This window comes from Ruegeria arenilitoris, from assembly GCF_013030985.1.
Taxonomy (GTDB): domain Bacteria; phylum Pseudomonadota; class Alphaproteobacteria; order Rhodobacterales; family Rhodobacteraceae; genus Ruegeria; species Ruegeria arenilitoris_B.
In genome coordinates this window covers 26,010-44,649 of sequence record NZ_WPYP01000007.1, presented here as the reverse complement: position 1 = coordinate 44,649, position 18,640 = coordinate 26,010, and the positions used below count along the sequence as shown (strand labels likewise).

General features: G+C 61.3%; 15 protein-coding genes. 8 read left to right on the top strand and 7 right to left on the bottom strand.

Annotated features, from left to right (window positions below):
* Positions 1-34: 34 nt before the first annotated feature.
* Positions 35-1,009 (top strand): arginase family protein, encoded by a 975-nt coding sequence (locus tag GOX88_RS14555; protein WP_170403227.1) that lies wholly within the window; start codon positions 35-37, stop codon positions 1,007-1,009.
* On the opposite strand, the gene GOX88_RS14550 is transcribed toward GOX88_RS14555, so the two are convergent.
* Positions 1,006-1,974: an agmatinase gene (locus GOX88_RS14550; RefSeq protein ID WP_170403225.1), complete on the bottom strand. Its 969-nt coding sequence runs from the start codon at positions 1,972-1,974 to the stop codon at positions 1,006-1,008. The two genes, GOX88_RS14555 and GOX88_RS14550, sit on opposite strands and share 4 nt — an antisense overlap.
* A gap of 70 nt (positions 1,975-2,044) precedes the next feature.
* A complete protein-coding gene (locus GOX88_RS14545) occupies positions 2,045-3,565 on the bottom strand; it encodes a trimethylamine methyltransferase family protein (protein ID WP_170403222.1) in 1,521 nt (506 codons plus the stop codon).
* Between the two features lie 183 nt (positions 3,566-3,748).
* On the opposite strand from GOX88_RS14545, the gene GOX88_RS14540 reads away from it, so the two are divergent.
* Together GOX88_RS14540 and GOX88_RS14535 are read left to right on the top strand one after the other, a co-directional pair.
* Complete coding sequence (locus GOX88_RS14540; protein ID WP_170403219.1) at positions 3,749-6,184, top strand: GcvT family protein; 2,436 nt, start codon at positions 3,749-3,751, stop codon at positions 6,182-6,184.
* Positions 6,185-6,265: 81 nt separating this feature from the next.
* Entirely contained in the window at positions 6,266-7,237 is a 972-nt protein-coding gene (locus tag GOX88_RS14535) for a LysR family transcriptional regulator (protein ID WP_170403216.1), read from the top strand.
* Here the strand turns inward: GOX88_RS14535 and GOX88_RS14530 are convergent.
* Complete coding sequence (locus GOX88_RS14530; protein WP_170403213.1) at positions 7,234-8,259, bottom strand: LacI family DNA-binding transcriptional regulator; 1,026 nt, start codon at positions 8,257-8,259, stop codon at positions 7,234-7,236. The genes GOX88_RS14535 and GOX88_RS14530 overlap by 4 nt on opposite strands.
* Before the next feature lie 153 nt (positions 8,260-8,412).
* On the opposite strand from GOX88_RS14530, the gene hisD reads away from it, so the two are divergent.
* The 4 genes from hisD to comE all read left to right on the top strand — a co-directional run bounded on the left by hisD (position 8,413) and on the right by comE (position 11,417).
* Positions 8,413-9,720: a histidinol dehydrogenase gene (gene hisD / locus GOX88_RS14525; protein ID WP_170403210.1), complete on the top strand. Its 1,308-nt coding sequence runs from the start codon at positions 8,413-8,415 to the stop codon at positions 9,718-9,720.
* A 181-nt stretch (positions 9,721-9,901) separates the two neighbouring features.
* Complete coding sequence (locus GOX88_RS14520; protein ID WP_170403207.1) at positions 9,902-10,312, top strand: universal stress protein; 411 nt, start codon at positions 9,902-9,904, stop codon at positions 10,310-10,312.
* 47 nt (positions 10,313-10,359) lie between these two features.
* On the top strand, positions 10,360-10,866 hold the full coding sequence (comD, locus tag GOX88_RS14515; RefSeq protein ID WP_170403724.1) for a sulfopyruvate decarboxylase subunit alpha: 507 nt from the start codon (positions 10,360-10,362) through the stop codon (positions 10,864-10,866).
* Entirely contained in the window at positions 10,863-11,417 is a 555-nt protein-coding gene (comE, locus tag GOX88_RS14510; RefSeq protein WP_170403205.1) for a sulfopyruvate decarboxylase subunit beta, read from the top strand. The genes comD and comE overlap by 4 nt, the downstream gene beginning before the upstream one ends.
* Positions 11,418-11,465: 48 nt before the next feature.
* On the opposite strand, the gene GOX88_RS14505 is transcribed toward comE, so the two are convergent.
* The 4 genes from GOX88_RS14505 to GOX88_RS14490 are packed head-to-tail and all read right to left on the bottom strand — an operon-like array spanning position 11,466 to position 17,003.
* On the bottom strand, positions 11,466-12,206 hold the full coding sequence (locus GOX88_RS14505; RefSeq protein ID WP_170403202.1) for a maleate cis-trans isomerase family protein: 741 nt from the start codon (positions 12,204-12,206) through the stop codon (positions 11,466-11,468).
* The gene (locus GOX88_RS14500; RefSeq protein WP_170403199.1) at positions 12,203-13,285 is read right to left on the bottom strand and encodes a pyridoxal phosphate-dependent aminotransferase; all 1,083 of its coding nucleotides are present in this window, start codon (positions 13,283-13,285) and stop codon (positions 12,203-12,205) included. The genes GOX88_RS14505 and GOX88_RS14500 overlap by 4 nt, the downstream gene beginning before the upstream one ends.
* Positions 13,282-14,931, bottom strand: a complete 1,650-nt coding sequence (locus GOX88_RS14495; protein WP_170403196.1) for a hydantoinase B/oxoprolinase family protein — start codon at positions 14,929-14,931, stop codon at positions 13,282-13,284. The genes GOX88_RS14500 and GOX88_RS14495 overlap by 4 nt, the downstream gene beginning before the upstream one ends.
* Entirely contained in the window at positions 14,928-17,003 is a 2,076-nt protein-coding gene (locus GOX88_RS14490; protein WP_254443339.1) for a hydantoinase/oxoprolinase family protein, read from the bottom strand. The genes GOX88_RS14495 and GOX88_RS14490 overlap by 4 nt, the downstream gene beginning before the upstream one ends.
* 333 nt (positions 17,004-17,336) lie before the next feature.
* On the opposite strand from GOX88_RS14490, the gene GOX88_RS14485 reads away from it, so the two are divergent.
* Positions 17,337-18,635 (top strand): hypothetical protein, encoded by a 1,299-nt coding sequence (locus GOX88_RS14485; RefSeq protein WP_170403190.1) that lies wholly within the window; start codon positions 17,337-17,339, stop codon positions 18,633-18,635.
* The last annotated feature ends 5 nt before the right edge of the window (positions 18,636-18,640 follow it).

The window sequence follows — 18,640 nt, the reverse complement described above, 5'->3', positions numbered from 1 at the left end:
CGCCGGGGGCGTTTTTCTTTGACCGGGGAAGACAATGACCGATCGTTATGAACAGTCCATGATGGACAATCTCTATTGGTGGGGTGTGCCCACCTTGTTCCGCTGCCCCAACGAAGGCCCCGAGGGGCAGGACATCGCGCTGGTGGGTGTGCCGCATTCTACCGGCAACGGCACGACCGAGCGGGATCAGCATCTGGGCCCGCGTGCCCTGCGTCACGTCTCGGCGGTCCAACGCCGGGTGCATTCGGTGTTCGGGATCGATCCGTGGAACAGCGCGCGGATTGCCGATGTGGGCGACGTGCCGTTTCCGCGTGCGAACGACAACGAGGACTGCATCGAACGCATCACCGCCTTTTACAAGGATATCGACGCGGCGGGGGCGAGGCCAGTGTCCGTCGGGGGCGATCATTCGATCACCGGCGGGATCGTACAGGCGTTGGGCAATGGCAAGCTGGCGGGCGGAGGACCAGTCAGCTTTCTGCATCTGGACGCGCATACGGATGTGTTCACCAAGGTTGATCACTTTCTGGGCGCCAAAAAATCGGCGGCTCATTGGGGGGCCTATCTGGCCGATCAGGGGCAAGTCGACCCGACGCGGTCGATGCAGATTGGGCTGCGGGGCCATCCGCGCAGCCTCGATTGGCTGCAGCCCTCTTATGACTATGGCTACAACATCGTCACCATGCGCGAATTCCGCCAGCGTGGGCTACAGGATGTGGTGGCGCAGACGCGCGAGGTTCTGGGCGACCGTCCGGTCTATATCACCTTCGATCTGGATTGCCTCGACCCAACCGTCGCGCCCGCTGTGTCCAATCTGGAACCCGGCGAGAAGGGCTTCGACATTGATGAGGCGGTCGGCATTCTGCGGGCCGCGCGGGGCCTGAATATCGTGGGCGGAGATGTTGTCTGCATGATGCCCACGAAGGATAGTCCGAACAACATCACCGCCCTGACAGCAGCGGCGGTGATGTTCGAGATGATCTCGATGATCGCGGAAAACGTCGGTTAGCGTCGCGCATCCACTGCCTGTGCCAGCACACACAGCAGTTCGAACATCAATGAGATGCCCAGCCACGCAGTGCCGCCCTCGGGGTCGAAGGGCGGTGCGACCTCGACCAGATCGGCGCCGGCCAGATTGATGCCCGCCATCTGGCGAATGACCTGCTGCGCCTGAAAGCTGTTCGGCCCGCCTATTTCGGGCGTGCCGGTTCCGGGGGCATAGGTTGGGTCAACGAAGTCGATGTCATAGGTGCAATAGGTGGGTGCGGTACCCACGATGCTGCGCACTTCGGCCATGACGTCGTTGATGCCGCGGTCGAACAGTTCCTCGATGCGGATGATGCGGATACCCTGCGCCTCACCCCATTCGATGTCTTCGGTGTTGTAGGCGGTGCCGCGAATGCCGACCTGAACAAAGCGTTTTGGGTCCACCAGCCCTTCCTCGACCGCGCGGCGAAACGGGGTGCCGTGGGTGAATTTGTGGCCGCCGAAATAGGTGTCGAACAGGTCGGTGTGGCTGTCGAACTGGATCAAACCCAGCGGGCCGGATTTGGCCAGCGCACGCAGGACGGGCAGGGTGGTCAGGTGGTCGCCTCCGGCCGTCAGAGGGGTGATTCCGCGCTCTGTCAGATCAGCGTAGAAACCGGTCACCCGGTCCAGAGTATCCTGAATATCCACCGGGTTCGGCGCGACATCTCCCAGATCGGCGCAATTGACCATGGAAAAAGGCGCAACCCCGGTCACCGGGTTCATCGCACGGATCATCGTCGAATAATCCCGCAACTGACGTGGTCCATGTCGGGCGCCGGGGCGGTTGGTGGTGCCGCCATCCCACGGGATGCCGACCAGGCCCAGCTCAACCTCGGCAATGCGTTCGTGATCCAGCGTCATGCTCGGCAGGCGCATGAAGGTGGGGATACCAGCAAACCGGGCAAGCTCCATTGCCGAGACCGGCTGAAAAAATGAATTGGTCATGTGGCTTCCCCTTGTTGGTTCTGGCGCGAGCCTAGCGGCAGATCTGTGACTTGGGAATGGTCCGATGGGCTCAGATCAGGATGCGAAAGCGTTTGCGGATTTCAGCGTCCTGCGCATCGCTCAGGTATTGTGGGTGATGGGTGGCCAGAACCTCTTTGGCCTTTGTGCGCGCGGCAGACCACGCGTCGGTTGCACCTTCCTCTTCCCATGTGCGCGGCTCATTCCGGTCGGCGAGGGACGGGTAGAAATAATCCCGCTCCATCGCCTCATAGGTATGGGTGCTGCCAAGAAAGTGACCGTCGCCCAGGACCGACTGGCAGATCGCGTCAAAACCCAGATTTTCCTCAGTCACTTCGATCCCACGCAAGGCCCGATAGGTGTGAGAGTGCATTTCATCGTCCAGAACAAACGCTTCGAAACTGGCCCCCAGCAGAGATGCTGTCATACCTGAACTTTCATAGATCAGGTTGCCCCCGGCCAGCGCGGCGGCCAGAGAGGTCATCCCCTTTTCGGCTCCGTATTGCGCGTCGACGGCTTTGGCGTCGGTCATTGACGCCGCCACGCCCGAGGGCAGGCCCAGCCAGTTGGTGAGCTGCGCTGAGGCGGCGTTCAGAATGGCGGTCTCACCACTACCCCCGGCGAAGGAGCCGGTGCGCAGGTCCACGATCAGGGGCCAGTTGGAGAACACCATCGGAAAACCGGGCTGGATCGCGTTGACCATGACAAGGCTGGCCAGCGTTTCGGCCAGAGACTGCGCCAGAAACCCGGCCAGGGTCGCCGGGGCAGTGGCCCCGGCCTGCGCGGCGGTGATGCAGGACATGGGAATGTTGTGGGCAACGCATTCATAGACCACGTCCACCGCATCCTCTCCATAGCGCAGCGGAGAGATCACCGGGCTGATATGAGCCTTCAAAAAGGGCCGCTTGGCGAATTCGCCCGGTCCACCGGCCACGATATCCAGCATCTCGACAATTGGGGCGACGTTTTCGGCCAGCGTGAACGAAGTGGCCACCGGTTTGGTCGTGTTGCGCACCAGCGCATAAGCCGTGTTGATGTCCAGATCGCGCACATCGGGTACATCGGTCGCCACGCAGCAGCGGGTAAACCAGCTGACATTGGCCAGAGTGTCCTGCAGCCGGGTGAAATCATGCAGATCGATCAGCGTTGAGGGGCGATAGAGCCCGCTGTCGATATCCAACGTCTGCACGGCGGCGCCTCCGGTGCCGAAGTATACGCGGTCTCCACCCACCTGAATGGAGCGTGTTTCGTCCCGGCCGTGGAAGATGAATGTCTTGGCGGCGGAATTGACCAACCGCTCCACCATTATGCGCGGAAAGACCAGCCGATCCTGTTCTCCCGGCTGCGCACCAGCAGACAGCAGATCAGCGGCCAGCCTGTCTGGAACGTTGCCCATGCCAAGCGTCTCTAGCAGGCGCAGGGCGGTGTCGTAGATTTGCTCAAGCTCAGATGGATTCAGTGGTTTGAACGCGCCTCCTTTTTGACCGGGCGGGCAGGGATCAACCACAGGCTTGGCCGCGCGCTGGGCGTGCCGTGCCCGCCGACCGCTTCGTTTGCCACCTTCCGAGGACATCCCAATCCTTTCCCGCTAATCTTCCGGGCACACTAAGCGGCAACTCTGCCCCGCCGCAAAGGGGAACTGCGAATATCAGAATCCTCAATCGCAGTTTCGATTTTGCAATACAGTCACTGCCCCTATTGTCGGCCCGGTCCATTCTTCCGCAAAACTTGTCCCGGACCAGAGGGAGCAGAGCCAATGAAGTCGCGCACCAAAGTTGTTGTGATCGGGGGCGGGATCGCCGGTTGCTCGACACTTTATCACCTGACGCAAGAGGGGTGGACGGATGTGGTTCTGGTGGAACGCAACGAGCTGACCTCGGGCACGACATGGCATTCTGCGGCGCAGGTGACGAATTTCGGCATGAACCAGACGATGGTGGGCCTGAAGTCGCACTCGATCCGGCTGTACAAGGAACTGGCCGAGGACCCGGATTACCCGATCAACTACCACCACGGGGATGGCGGCATCCGTCTGGCCAATACCGAGGCGCAGATGCAGGGTTATCACCATTTTGCCTCGATGGCGCGCGGGATGGATGTGCAGTTCGAGGTGATCGACGCCGAGGAATGCGCCCGCCGCCACCCGCTGATCTCGACCGAGAACCTGATTGGCGGTTTGTGGGACCCTATGGATGGCGACATCGACCCGGCGCAGCTGTGTCAGGCGCTGGCGCGCCGAGCGCGCAAGGCCGGGGCCGAGGTTTATCGCAACACGCCGGTTGTCGGTTTGACCCAGCACGGCGACGACACCTGGACGGTCCACACCGAACATGGCGATATCGATTGTGACATCGTGGTCAACGCCTGCGGGTATCGGGTGAACGAGGTCGGCGCGATGATGGGGGTGCATCACCCTGTCTCGTCCATGGAGCACCAGTATTTCCTGACTGAAGAGATCCCTGCCATCCGGGATGCGGGTCACAGAATGCCCCTGCTGCGGTGCCCGATCAGTGACTATTATTGCAGGCAGGAAAAGAACGGGCTGCTGCTGGGGTTTTATGAACAGGACTGCAAGACTTGGGGCATGGACGGGATCGATCCGAACTTCGTCAATGCCCTGTGCCCAGACGATCTGGACCGGGTGACCGATGTGCTGGAGGGCGCGTTTGCTCGTATGCCGGCGCTGATGGAGGTCGGCGTTCACACGGTCGTCAACGGTCCGATCACCTATACGATCGACGGTGCGCCCTTGGTCGGGCCGATACCGGGCAAACGTAACGCGTTCTGCATCATTGGCCTGCGCGCCGGGTTGGGTGAGGGCGGGGGGCATGGCTGGCTGCTGGCGCAACAGATTGTGCATGGCGAGGCATGTTACGACACGTGGTGCCTGGACCCGCGCCGGTTCACCGGTCATGCGAATGTGGAACTGACGGCGCTGAAAGCCATCGAGGACTATCAGAACGAATTCCGCTTTCACTTCCCGCACGAACACCGCCCGGCCGGGCGGCCAGCCAAAACGACGCCTCTGACCCCCGTTCTGGCCGCCGAGGGCGCGGAGTTCACAGTGGTCAACGGGTGGGAGAGGGTGGAATACATCAAGCCCACCCCTGATTTCTCACCGTCCCTCAGTTTCGATTTTGACGAAACATTCAATCTGGTCGCGGCCGAGGTGGCCAGTGTGCAAAACAGCGTCGGCTTGGCCGAAGTGAACGGGTTCAATCGGATCGAGATCACCGGCGCGGATCGGCATGCTTTTCTGGACAGGATGTTCTGCGGCACCGTCACGCGGCGCGATGGTCGGGTCGGGCTGGGCTATCTGCTCAACCGTCACGGCATGGTCAAGGCCGAGGCGACCGTCGCCAACCTGCCCGCCAGTGACCGGGGGCCGGACCGCCTGTGGTACGGGTCCGCCGCGGCCAGCGAGTTTCACGACATGGATTGGCTGACCCAGCACTTGTGGGCCGACGAGGACGTGCAGTTGCGCAGCCTGACCAATGACCAGACCATTCTGGTGCTGGCCGGGCCCAAGGCGCGCGATGTCCTGTCCGCTTGTGCGCGCGGTGATTGGTCCGCCGAGGCTTTCCCGTGGCTCAGCATGCGCGAGTGCTTCGTCGGGATCGCTCCGGCGACGGTGATGGGCGTCAGTTTCTCGGGCGAGTTGGCTTATGAAATCCATGTTCCCAACGCCTCGCTCTATGCCGCCTATCTGGCGTTGCGACAGGCCGGAGAAGCCCACGGGTTGAAACTGTTCGGTGCCCGGGCGGTGGAGTCCATGCGTATGGAAAAGAGCTTTCTGCATTGGAAGGCCGACCTGATCACAGAGTTTGACCCGTTTGAAACCTGCCTCGAACGCTTTGTAAAAATGGACAAAGGCGATTTCATTGGACGCGAAGCTTTGCTGAAAAGACAGGCTGAGGGGCCATGTAAGAAGCTGGTCGCCTTGCACATTCACGCCACGCAGCAACCTGCCCATCCCGGGGCGTCGCTGATGCAGGGGGAGAAGGTCGTGGGTACGATCACCTCGGGTGACTGGGGGCATCGTATTGGCTTGAACCTTGCGCATGGGTTCGTGCGGCCCGAACTGGCCGATGTCGGGACCGAGATGGAGTTGGATTCCTGCGGCCAGCGCGTGCGTGCGACGGTCATACCGCCATCGCCTTATGATCCAAGCTTTGGCCGTATGAAAGCTTGACCCCTCAGCCAACTTCACCATTGCCGTTTGCATCAATCTTTGCTTGGTTTGTTTCGAAGAAACCGAAACAACGGGTGCGCGGTGTCCAAATCTCTGAGCCTTCGCTGGCTGGAAGTCTTCCGGCTGGTCGCCAAATCGGGATCGATCCAGCAGGTCGCGTCTGAGACGGGGCTGTCGATCAGTACCGTCTCGAACCATCTGCGCAGTCTAGAGGCCGCGCTGGGCGTCGATCTGGTCGATCACGGGCGGCGTCCGATGGGGCTGACCCCGGCGGGCGAGGTGTTTGCGCGTTATGTCCGTGACGGGCTGACGGTGCTGAAACGGGGAGAGGCCGAAATCCGCTCGGGCAACTGGAAACATGCAACGGACCTGCGGCTGGCGCTGATCGACGATTTCGACAACCAGATTGCGCCAGACCTGTTTCGGTTTCTGGCGCACGCCCTGCCGCGTTGCAGCTTTCGCCACTATACGCGCCCCAGTCACGAGATCATCACCCATCTGCAAGAGCATAAGCTGGACGCGGGGGTCGCTACTCGCCCGTCGGATCGCACCGAGGGGTTGGTCGAATACCCGCTGATGCGCGACCCGTTTATCGTGATCCTGCCCAACACGTTCCGCGGCGAACCCGAAGATTTGTTGAAGCCGGACGCGGAATTGCCCCTGCTGCGCTATTCGCGGGACTACATGATCGGCAAGCAGATCGAAATTCAGCTGACTCGCAGCAAATACAATCTACCCAACCGGTTTGAAATGGAGTGCAACCAATCGATCATCGGTCTGGTCGCCGAGGGCAGCGGCTGGGCGATCACGACCGCCGCCTGTTTCCACCGCGCGCAAAGGTTCCATGACAGTGTCCGGGCGCTTCCGTTTCCGGGGCGCAACTTTGTGCGCACCGTGTCCCTGTTCACCACCGAGGTGTATCCCGAGACGACCTCGAAGCTGATCCAGAAGGCAATGGCAAAGCTGATCAGGCAGCATTTCACCGACCCGATGTGCGAGGCGCACTCCTGGTTGAGGGACGATTTCCGCACTATGGAGGCCGAGGCCGCCTAGGCGCTGGTCGGCGGTCCAAGGGATTGACGCTCGACGATATGCGTGGCCAGTTGCGTGCCAGTGTTCGGGGTCTGGTTTTCCAACATATCAATCAGCGCCAGCGCCGCCCGGCGGCCCATTTCCCGGTGTGGCACATGTACGGTGGTCAGCGCAGGTGAGGCGATCCGGGCCAGTTCGATATCGTCAAACCCGGTAACCGACACGTCCTTTGGTACCTTCAGCCCCATTTCGCGCGCCCGGTGCAGCGCACCGACAGCCAGCACGTCATTGCCGCACAGGATCGCTGTGGGTCGGACGTCCTGTGACATCAGCCTGGAAAACGCCTCGGCGCCGTTTTCGATCTGATAGGGGGTTTCAAGGATCGTCAGATTCGACGATGAAAGCCCGTTCTGCCGGACCGCGTCCCTTATCCCCTCGATCCGCAGACGTGCCCGATCATTGCCGGCGGTGATGCCGGAAATCACGCCGATCCGTTTGTGGCCCAGCTCGATCACGCGGTTCGCCAGCCCGGCCATCGCCGCGCGATTGTCAAAACCGACCGAGGCAACCTGTGCCTCTGCCAGAAATGACCACGCGATCATCACCGGGATGTCGCGGCGCGCGAGGTCCTTATAAACCTTCGGATCGCGGTCATGGCCGATCAGCAACACCCCATCCGCACCGCGCGCGACCAGTGTCCGTATCTGCTCTGCTTCAAGGTCGGGATCGTAGGCCGAACTCGAAACCAGCAGCGTGTAACCGTGCTGATGGAGTTCTTCCTGAAAAGCTTGCAGACCGCGCGCGAAAATTGCGTTCTCCATGGTGGGAATGATTGCGCCGATCGTCCAACTCCGCTTGGCCGCCATCACCCGCGCGGCAAAATTCGGTGTGTATCCCAGCCTGTCCACCGCCGACAAAACGCGCTGACGCGTCGCCTCAACCACCCGGTCAGGATCATTCAGACAGCGCGATACGGTCGCCGTCGAAACGCCTGCCAGCTTGGCGACATCATCCAGTGTGGGTACGGATCGAAGTTTCGACATTTTCAAACCTGAGATTTGCTTTTGCCAATAAGTGTAAGCTCAAGTGCCGCCTAAGAAAAGTGTAGATGTAAGCGCTTGCATTTTTGATGTAAGCGCTTACAAATTTCGATGAACCGAATCCGGAAAAAGGCCAGAAAATAGGAACCGCTGCCCATGCCTCGTGACTATTTGAAAAAAGCGACTTTGACGGCGCAATCCCATGCCTCTGAAGTGCACGATTCGGTAAGGACCATCCTTGCTGATATCGAGGTGGGGGGTGATGCAAAGGCGCTGGAATACGCGGCCAAGTTCGACAAGTTCGACGGCAATGTCCTGATGACTCAGGCCGAGATCGACGCCGCCATCGCCCGGGTTCCAGAGAAGCTGAAGGCCGATATCCGCTTTGCCCATGACAATGTGCGCCGCTTTGCCGAAACCCAGAAGGCAACCGTGGCCGATGTGCAGACCGAGATTGTTCCGGGTTTTGTCGCCGGTCAAAAGGCAATCCCGGTGGACGCGGCGGGCTGCTATGTGCCCGGTGGGCGCTATAGCCACACCGCCAGCGCGATTATGACTGTCACCACCGCCAAGGTCGCCGGGTGCCGCCACATCACCGCCTGTTCCCCGCCGCGCCCGGGTGAGGGGGTCGCGCCTGCGATTGTCTATGCCGCGCATATCTGCGGGGCCGACAGCATCTTGGCCATGGGCGGGGTGCAGGGCGTGGCCGCGATGACCTATGGCCTGTTCGGTCTGCCGCGCGCCAATATCCTGGTGGGTCCGGGCAACCAGTTCGTGGCCGAGGCCAAGCGCATTCTCTACGGCAAGGTTGGCATCGACATGATTGCAGGCCCCACCGACAGCCTGATCCTGGCCGACAGCAGTGCGGACGCCCTTGTGGTGGCCACCGACTTGGTCAGCCAGGCCGAACACGGCTACAACTCGCCCGTCTGGCTGGTGACCGATGACCGAAATCTGGCGCAAAAGGTGATGGAACTGGTGCCAAAGCTCATCGACGATCTGCCCGAGTTGAACCGCGAAAACGCTGCCGCCGCGTGGCGCGACTATGCCGAGGTGATCGTTTGTTCGGATCGTGAGGAAATGGCCACCTGTTCGGATGAATACGCCCCCGAGCATCTGACAGTGCAGGCCGAGGACCTGGATTGGTGGCTGGAGCGGCTGACCTGTTACGGTTCACTGTTTCTGGGGGAAGAAACCACCGTGTCTTATGGCGACAAGGCCACCGGCACCAACCACGTTCTGCCGACCTCGGGGGCGGCCAGTTATACGGGGGGGCTGAGTGTCCACAAGTATATGAAGATCGTCACCTGGCAGCGGGCCACGCGCGAAGGATCAAAGCCCGTGGCTGTTGCAACCGCCCGTATTTCCCGGCTGGAAGGCATGGAAGGTCACGCCCGCGCCGCGGATGTGCGTCTGGCAAAGTACTTCCCCGACGAACAGTTTGATCTGCAGGCAGATGGGTGAGCACCGGATGCCCTTGAACCAGACTGCAGGGGTGCCTTGGGCCGGAATCATGCCGCAATACCTTGCGGGAAATCACTTTTATCGGCACCGTATACCTTTACGGCCGAGGATTTCCGACAGACCGCGCGGGTTATTTTGAAGGCTGTCTGTGGGCCGAGGTCCGACAGAAACGGAGGGACTCATGTATAAGAAAATTCTTGTTCCCATGGCGCTGGATCACGGAATTTCGCAGCACACGCTGGAAGTGGCCCGTGCACTATCGGCGGCGGACAGCGAAATTGTTGCGCTGCATGTCTACGAGATGCCACAGGGGTCGGTCAGTGCCTATCTGGACAAGGACGCTGTAGCCGACGGGTTTCGCGCTGCGGCCAGTTTGCTGCGCGAAAAGACCGAGGAACTGGAGGGCATCCAGCCCGAGATCGTCAAGGGCCATACTGCCCGGACAATCATCGACTATGCCAACAACATGGACTTTGACTGCATTGTCATCGGCTCGCACAAGCCGGGGCTCAGCGACTATTTCCTGGGCTCGACCGCATCGCGTGTGGTGCGCCATGCCGGCTGCGCCGTGCATGTGCATCGCAGGATCTGAACCTACAATCGCGCCCCGGCGCCCCAAGCAGGATGGACAGACCGGATATGAATATAGACAAGAAGATCACGGACGATCTGGTCGCAAACGATATCTCGTTTGTTACCACTGTCCCGTGCAAACAGCTGGCCGGAGTCATCGACGAAATCGACAAGCGCGATGGCATCTATCACATCCCCTCGAACAAAGAGGACGAGGGCATGGGCCTGTGCGCGGGGGCGTGGATGGGTGGTAAGCGCCCCGCCATCATCATGCAGAACACCGCCATCGGCGTGACCATCAACACGCTGGCGACGTTGATCCAGTACTACCGGATGCCACTGCCCATGCTGATCTCTTATCGCGGAGAGCTACGTGAACCCATCGCCTGTCAGGTGGAAATGGCAGTGCATACCAAGGCTCTGCTGGCGCAACTGAACATCCCGACCTATCACTTTCACCATCAGTCGGATGTGGCCGAGCTGGATGCGATCCTGAAATACACTTTCATGTGCAACAAGCCGGTCGCCGTCCTGACCGACGCCAATTTCTGGGGAGGCTATGGCGACCAATGATCCGTTCTGAAATCCTGAAGGAAATCGCCCCGATCCTGCGTGATCAACTGGTGGTCTGCAATATCGGCATCCCCAGTCAGGAGCTGCACGCCATCGACGATCAACCGACCAATTTCTACATGTTGGGCACTATGGGTCTGGCCTCGTCTATCGGTCTTGGGCTGGCGCTGTCGCAGCCGAAGCCGGTGATCGTGATTGATGGGGACGGGTCCGTGCTGACCAACCTGGGCACGCTGCCGACCATCGCGAACAATGTGGCCGACAACTATATCCTGTTGATCATCGACAACGGCTCTTACGGGTCGACCGGGGACCAGCCGACCTATGCGGGGCGGAAGACCTCGCTGGCGAAAATGGCCGCGGCCGCAGGCTGTGACCGCGTGATCGAATGCCCCGCCGAAGACACCGGGAGGGTGCTGCAAGAGGCGCTGGACGCCCGGCAGATGACCGTGATCGTCAGCAAGTGCGAAAGCGGCAACGCCAAGATGCCGCCGATCACGATGGACCCGGTGGTGATCCGCGACCGGTTCATGAAGGCCGTTCAGGCGTGAAGAAATCAAGGCGCGGAAATGATGCTTCTTCCGCGCTTTCAGGGACGTTTACCGCGCCTGTTCCAATAGCCGACCGAACCCTAAGACGGGCTCTTTGAAGTTTGATAGCTGCAGCGCCTGAAACAGCATTGCCTGATTTGAGCTGATCACCGGTTTGCCGACCGTCTCTTCCAGCTGGGCCAGAACCTCGATGCTGCGCATGTCGGTGCAAGACAGAACCAGCGCGTCGGCCTCGGGGTGATCTGCCGCGCGGCCCAATTCGAAAACCGCCTCGGGGTCCAATGCGCCTTGGCCTTCATTGTCCAGTGCCTCGGTTACCTCGGAGCGCTGGATGGTCTCGAAACCCAGCTTGGCCAGAAATCCGACCGCCATATTATTGATTGCCGGAACATAAGGCGAGGCGAACCCGATGCGTCGGGCACCCAGCGTCGTCAATGCATGAACCAAAGCCCCGGCCGCAGTGACCGTTTTGGCCCCGCTTGCGGTACTGATCCGTGCAGCCAGTTCGCGGTCAAACTGCGGGCCGTGGGTCAGGGTGGCCGAGGTGCATCCGTAGAAGACCACGTCCGGCTTTGCCCCCATCAGCAGGCGCAGGGGCTCGTCCAGATCGGCGGCCCCAAGATCGTGCATTTGGGCCTCGTCCGGGATCTTATCTTCGTCATACCCGCCCATTCGGGCCACGTGCAGCGAAACACCCGGCGGGGCCATCAACGCCAGATCGGGTTCAAGATTGGTGTTGGTAAAGGGGACAAGTACCCCGAACCGGGCGCGGCCTCGGGACGTGCTCATGGCTGACCCTCCTGTTTCCATTGTGTCAGGATTTCTATTGCTGTGTTCATTGCATCCAGTGACCCGACGGTCATGCGCAGTGTATGCGGCAGACTCGCGCCGCCCTGTGGGCGCAGGAATACACCTTCGGAGCGTAACTTTCGGTCGGCACTTGCCGCAGCCTCGGGGCTGCCCAAGTTCAACAGCAGGAAGTTGGTGAAACTCGGATAGGTGGTGAAGCCCGCGTCCCTCAGGCCGGTAGCGGCCTGATCGTGCAGAGCAGCCGTCATCTCGCAAGTCTCACGCATATAGGCGTCGTCTCGCACCGCTGCTGCGGCGGCGATTTGAGCGCTGGCAGGGATGTTGTTGGGGTTCATCACCTTGCGCACCTCTTCGGCAATGACCGGCGGGAACAGCCCCCAACCGACGCGGAACCCGGCCATGCCGTAGGCCTTGGAAAAGGTGCGCAGAACGACCGTGTTGCCGGCCGCGATCATATCGAAACACATCTCGCCCAGATGGTCTGAGAATTCACCATAGGCCTCGTCGACAACCAGCAGGATGTCGGGCCGCAGTCCTTGCCGTAGTCGAATGAGGTCGGATTTGGGGATACGCGTTCCGGTCGGGTTGCCCGGGTTCGCGACAAAGACGATACCGGTGTCCGGCTGGACCGATGCCAACAGAGCATCAACGCTGACGGTGACATCCATTTCCCGGGCGGTGTCGAACCGCGCATCCGCCATGCGCGCCGCCGTCTGAAAGAAGGGATAGGCATGGACCGGGGCCAGCACCGCCCGATCTGGCCCCGAAAACACGCGGGCCAGGCAACCGATCAGGTCGAGCGATCCGTTGCCGCACAAGATCCCATCCGCATCGATCCCATGCAGGTCGGACAGGGCGTTTCGCAGGTCCGTCCAGTCCGGATCGGGATACAGCATCGACGTCCCCATGGCATGCGCCGCCGCCCCAATTGCCTTGGGGCTAGGTGGGCGCAGGCTCTCGTTCTGGGACAGCGAAATCAGGGTTTTGCCCTCGGGCGCGCTCAGGTCAGCCAGCGCATAAGGCGACATGCGCGCGATATGTGGGTGCGGGCGGGTCATGTCTGTCTCTGGTACTGGGCTCGGGCCATGTCCTGCGTGACCAGCCCCGCGCGCAGGTCATTCTGCACCGCGTCGTCCGAGCGTTCCTCGGGCGGACCAAACCCGCCCCCACCAGGCGTTTCGAACGTCAGCGTTTCACCGGCCTTGATCCGAACCTCGCCTTTGCCTGGCAGTTGGCGGTTGCCGGGCTGCACGGTGATACGCCCGGGCGCGCCGTCCAAACCGCCGTCACGGCCCTTGGCTGGGTTCTTGATCCGCTCGACCGACAGGAACAGCATCAGGTCCTGAGCCTTGGATGCGCTGAGTTCAATCTGCTGCCCCAGCCCGCCCCGCAAACGCCCGGCGCCACCGGAATCCGGTCGCAACTCGCGGCGGTGAAACAGTACCGGCGCGACGGCCTCTGTGGTTTCGACCTGACTGCCCCAGACGCCGCTGGGAAATGCCGTGGCCGACAGGCCATCCAGCCGGGGCCGGGCACCTGTACCGCCGTTGAACACTAGCTCAAGGGCAAAGAGATCATCGCCGCGGTCAACCGCCTCGGGCGCGTGGCGCAGAGGCAGGTCGTACATGCAGGATGCCCCCTCGGCCGGAACTCTGTCGGGCAGGGCTTGTGACAGGCAGCCATAGACCAGATCGGGTGTCATCTGCCCCAGCGTGTGCCGCATTGCAACTGGGGCCGGGGGCTGTGCGTTCAGGATACAGCCCTCGGGGCCGGTCACCCGGAACGGGTCGAGCGAGCCTGCATTGTTCGGGATATCCGCCCCGATGATGCAGCGTAGGGCAAAGACGGAATAGGCCGTGGCATAATTCAGCGGCACGTTGATCCCCTTGCCGACGCAAGCCGCGGTGCCGTCGAAATCCAGCAGCAGGTGGTCGTCTGCTATGGTGAGGGCGGCGTGCAGCTCGATCTCGTCATCATATCCATCAACCTTCAGCACGCGCCGCCACGTGCCCTTGGGCAAGGCCGCGACGGCTTCAAGGGTGCCACGTCTGGAGGTGTCGATGATATAGTCGGCCAGCGCATTCAGGTCGGTGATGCCAAACTCCTGCATCATCTGTACCAGCCGTTCGGCTCCGGCCTCGCAACAGGCGATCAGAGCATAAATGTCACCTTCATTGGCGATGGGCTCGCGCGAGTTGGCTTTGACGATGTCCAGCAGCAGCGCGTTGACTTCGCCTTGACTGACCAGTTTGCAGGGTGGGATCAGCAATCCTTCGTCATAAATATCGGACCCTTCGGGCCCCATGCCCAACCCACCCAGATCGACCAAATGCGATGTGCAGGCGGTGTAGCCAATCACCGTGTCCTGAAAAAACACCGGCATCATCAGCAGAAAGTCGTTCAGATGCCCCGAGGCGATCCACGGGTCGTTGGTCATGTAGATATCGCCGGGTTTCATCTCGCTCTGGGCAAAGCGGGCGCGCAGGGTTTTGACCGCCTCGGCCATGGTGTTGATATGCCCGGGCGTGCCGGTGACGGCCTGCGCCAGCATCCGGCCTTGCGCATCAAATATCCCGGCCGAGATGTCACCGCATTCACGCACGATCGGGCTGAAGGCGGCGCGGATCAGCGCTTGCCCCTGTTCCTCGACCACGGCCAGAAGTCGGTTCCACATCACCTGCAGGCGTGTATCTGACTGGATCATGCTTCCTCCTCCTCTTGCCGGGTCAGCCAGATATTGCCCTGGCCGTCGACGCTGGCGCTGAAATCGGCGCTGACGAATGTTGTTGTCTGGGCCTCGACGATCAGTGCCGGACCGCTGAGGGCCACTCCGGGCGTCAGGTCAGAGCGGTTGAACACGCCCGCCGGACGCCGGGCGCCGGTGACGTCGCACAGGATTTGCCGGTGTTCGGTTGCCGTGGCGGTGTGTTCCGCCGGAGCGTCAGGATAGGCCTCATGTGCGGGGGCGGGGGAGGAAACTGACAGCCCCCAGTTCAGGATTTCTACGGTCATGCCGGGCACGATCCGGCTGAATTGGCGGCTGTATTCCGTTTCAAATGCCTTTCGTAGCGCGTCAAGGTCTGAGGTGGCCAACGCGCGGTCGGGCAGGCGGATTTCGATCTCGTGACCTTGCCCGTGATACCGCATATAGGCGACCCGGCGCTGCAGCAGAGCACCTTCGGCTGCTCCGGCACGGACGACCTGTTCCGCCTCGGCCTGCATGGCGTCGAAGAACCGGTTCAGGCCCTCGATATCCAGATTGTCCAACCGGGCATAGCGTGAACGGATAACCTCGTACGACACGGGCGCGAACAGGAAGCCGACCGCCGAGCCCACACCCGGATCACGCGGGATCAACACACGTAGCATCTGGGCGCGTCGGGCCACGCGGGTGGCGTGCAGCGGACCGTTGCCTCCGAACGCGATCATCAACCGGTTGCTTAGGTCCTTGCCGGATTCGACCGCGTGCATCCGGCCTGCACTGGCCATGCTTTCATCGACAATTTCGCTGACCGCAAATGCGGCCTGATCGGGGCTGAGGTTCAGCGGATCGCCCACATCCTGCGACATCGCCTGTTGTGCCGCACCCTGATCGATCTGCAACCGCCCTTCGGCAAACCGCCCCGGTTCGATCAGGCCCAGCGTCAGGTCGGCATCGGTGACCGTTGGCTTGTCGCCGCCCTTGCCAAAGGCCGCGGGGCCGGGATCTGATCCCGCGCTGTGCGGACCGACCTGAATGCGGCCCAGGCGATCGACGCTGGCGATCGAGCCGCCCCCCGCTCCGATCTCGATCATCTCGATCACCGGAATGCGCACCGGCATTCCTGACCCCTTGATGAAACGCTCGGCCCGCGAAATTTCGAACTTGCGCGCGGTCTGGGGGTGAAAGTCGTCGATCAGGCACAGCTTGGCGGTGGTACCGCCCATGTCAAAGGACAGCACGTCGGCCTCACCCGTGGCCTCGGCGATGCGGGCGGCCAGAACGGCCCCCCCGGCCGGGCCGGATTCGACCAGTCGGATCGGCAGCCGGGCGGCGGTGTCCAGTGTGGTCATGCCGCCCCCCGCCGTCATCATCAGGATCGGGCAGGCCAGCCCCATTTGCCGGAATCGGGTTTCAAAATCCTGCAGATACCCAGCCATCAGGGGCTGCACATAAGCGTTGGCAATTGTGGTGCAGAGCCGGTCAAACTCGCGCGCTTCGGGGCTGACCTCATGGCTGAGCGAGATGACAAGATCTGGCATATGCCGCGCCAGAAGGCTGCGCAGCGCCAGCTCATGCGCCGGGTTGGCATAGGAGTGCAGCAGGCAGATGGCGACGGCCTCGACCTCAAGGGCCAGCAATTCCGAGACCAAAGGCGCGATACCGGCCTCATCCAGCGGCTCCAGCTCTTGCCCGCTGGCATCCATGCGCCCGCCGATCGTCAGTGAATGGGTGCGCGGCACGATCAGGTCGGGTTTGACCAGATCAATCGCGTACTGGCTATAGCGCCGCTCATATGCAATTTCGAGGATGTCGCGGAACCCGCGCGTGGTGACCGTGGCCGTGACGGCCCCACGGTGTTCGATCAGCGCATTGGTGGCCAGAGTGGTGCCATGGATGAACCCGGTCACCTGACGCCAGTCGGTGTCGGCAACCTCAAGCACATGCGTGGCACCGGCAACCGCGCCAAGGGCAGGGCGGTGCGGTGTGGTGGGTGTTTTGGTGGTCGCCACCACCTGAGACGCGCTGTCCAGCAGCACGGTATCGGTGAACGTGCCGCCGATGTCGATTGCCATACGCAATCCAACTGTTTGATTCATAAGGGTATCAGCCTGAAAGGGTGGAACAGACCCGAAGGCGGGTCAGGTGAAAACGGACTGTTCCCCGCGGGTCAGGCGACCAGATCGCACCCGGTTTCGCGACGCATCATCGGTTGTCGAAGGTTGGCTGTCACAGCTTCAGTTCCCCGTCGTCTGAGTGCCACGACATTGAGTGAGGAAGGACCCTTCCGTCAACACCTCATTCGAGGGATGCGCAGGTTTGGTGCAAATTCCAAGATATGATAATACATAGGGCGCGGCGCATCCCACTCTGAAATGTTTGGAAATTTCATCACAAGGGGGTAAGTCATGAAACTCAATCATTTTACACTAAGCATTCTGGTTGGTGCGGGCCTGATACTGGCGGGGCTGTCTCCGGCGCTGTCGCAGGACCGCGAGGAAAGTCAGGGCATGGTGCTGTTGCGCGGGCTTCCGACACTGGACACCCGCCACAGCATCGCAATCATCGAACTGGACCCGGAATCGGATCGGTTCGGAGAGATTCTCAGCGAGGTGGAACAGCCCGAGATGGTGCATCCGCTGCACCACCTCTACTACAGCCCCAATGGCCGGCTTTATTCCACCGGGCTTGATCCGTCCTGTAGCCTGGCCGAGGTTGGGCTGTCGCGCGATGCGGGCGGTGCGCCGGTGATTTCCGGCTTTGACTGTCTGGACACGCAGGGGCAGATGGTTGGCGAAGATATCATGTGGGCCAACTCGAACGGTCAGGAATACATGTTCGTGACCTTCCTGGGCGGAACCGGCGGGGATGACGGAGGCTCGGTCGGTGTGTTCGACGCCCAGACCAACGAGGTCGTCAAGGTTATCGAAGCGCGCAAAAGTCAGGTGGGCGAGGGCGCGCCCTACATCATGTACCCGCACGGGATATCGGCCTTTGATGACCGAATGGTGGTGACGTCGACGGTGCATCCGGACCTGGCCACCGGTGTCGGCAATGTGCTGACGATCATCGATCTGAACACGCTGGAGCCCATCGAAAACATCACGGTCGAAAAGGAAAAGCCGTTGAACTTCCCGTCCTCTCCGGTCGAGGTGCTGTTTGCGCGTCCTGACATGCACCCGGATATCAAACCGGCCATTCTGGCCAACACCATGTTTGGCTTCGAGACGTGGAAGGTGCCCTATGACGCCAGTTCCAAGACCTTTGGTGAGGCCGAGGTGATTTATAGCGGCGTTGCCAATGAAACCGCCGTTCCGCTGGAATTCTATGGCACCGAGGACGAGCTGTTCATCTCACATGCTCTGCCCGGCGTGGTAAAACGCTATGATCTGGCAGCCCTGCCCGAGCTGGTCTCCAGCGGCCCGGATATCGTGGCCGATCCGGGGGCGCATCATATGATCTTTTTCACCTCGGCCTCGGGCCGTGATCTGATTGCCATTCAGAACAACCTGCTGAACCTGGGCAATAGCGCTGACAATGACCCGACGGATGTGGATTTCATCGCCGGTCTGAACAGCCACACGATCTCGGTCCACGATCTTGAAACCGGTGAGCGTCTGGCCACGGTCAATATCAAGGATCGGTACAACAAGGGGATAGAGAACCTCGAAGGCCTGTTCGGATCGGGCTTTGTCCACCACCACTAGCGGCC

Coding starts and splice junctions, on each gene's coding strand:
- GOX88_RS14555 (WP_170403227.1), top strand. CDS start 35: ATGACCGATCGTTATGAACAGTCCATGATGGACAATCTCTATTGGTGG.
- GOX88_RS14550 (WP_170403225.1), bottom strand. CDS start 1,974: ATGACCAATTCATTTTTTCAGCCGGTCTCGGCAATGGAGCTTGCCCGG.
- GOX88_RS14545 (WP_170403222.1), bottom strand. CDS start 3,565: ATGTCCTCGGAAGGTGGCAAACGAAGCGGTCGGCGGGCACGGCACGCC.
- GOX88_RS14540 (WP_170403219.1), top strand. CDS start 3,749: ATGAAGTCGCGCACCAAAGTTGTTGTGATCGGGGGCGGGATCGCCGGT.
- GOX88_RS14530 (WP_170403213.1), bottom strand. CDS start 8,259: ATGTCGAAACTTCGATCCGTACCCACACTGGATGATGTCGCCAAGCTG.
- hisD (WP_170403210.1), top strand. CDS start 8,413: ATGCCTCGTGACTATTTGAAAAAAGCGACTTTGACGGCGCAATCCCAT.
- GOX88_RS14520 (WP_170403207.1), top strand. CDS start 9,902: ATGTATAAGAAAATTCTTGTTCCCATGGCGCTGGATCACGGAATTTCG.
- comD (WP_170403724.1), top strand. CDS start 10,360: ATGAATATAGACAAGAAGATCACGGACGATCTGGTCGCAAACGATATC.
- comE (WP_170403205.1), top strand. CDS start 10,863: ATGATCCGTTCTGAAATCCTGAAGGAAATCGCCCCGATCCTGCGTGAT.
- GOX88_RS14505 (WP_170403202.1), bottom strand. CDS start 12,206: ATGAGCACGTCCCGAGGCCGCGCCCGGTTCGGGGTACTTGTCCCCTTT.
- GOX88_RS14500 (WP_170403199.1), bottom strand. CDS start 13,285: ATGACCCGCCCGCACCCACATATCGCGCGCATGTCGCCTTATGCGCTG.
- GOX88_RS14495 (WP_170403196.1), bottom strand. CDS start 14,931: ATGATCCAGTCAGATACACGCCTGCAGGTGATGTGGAACCGACTTCTG.
- GOX88_RS14490 (WP_254443339.1), bottom strand. CDS start 17,003: ATGGCAATCGACATCGGCGGCACGTTCACCGATACCGTGCTGCTGGAC.
- GOX88_RS14485 (WP_170403190.1), top strand. CDS start 17,337: ATGAAACTCAATCATTTTACACTAAGCATTCTGGTTGGTGCGGGCCTG.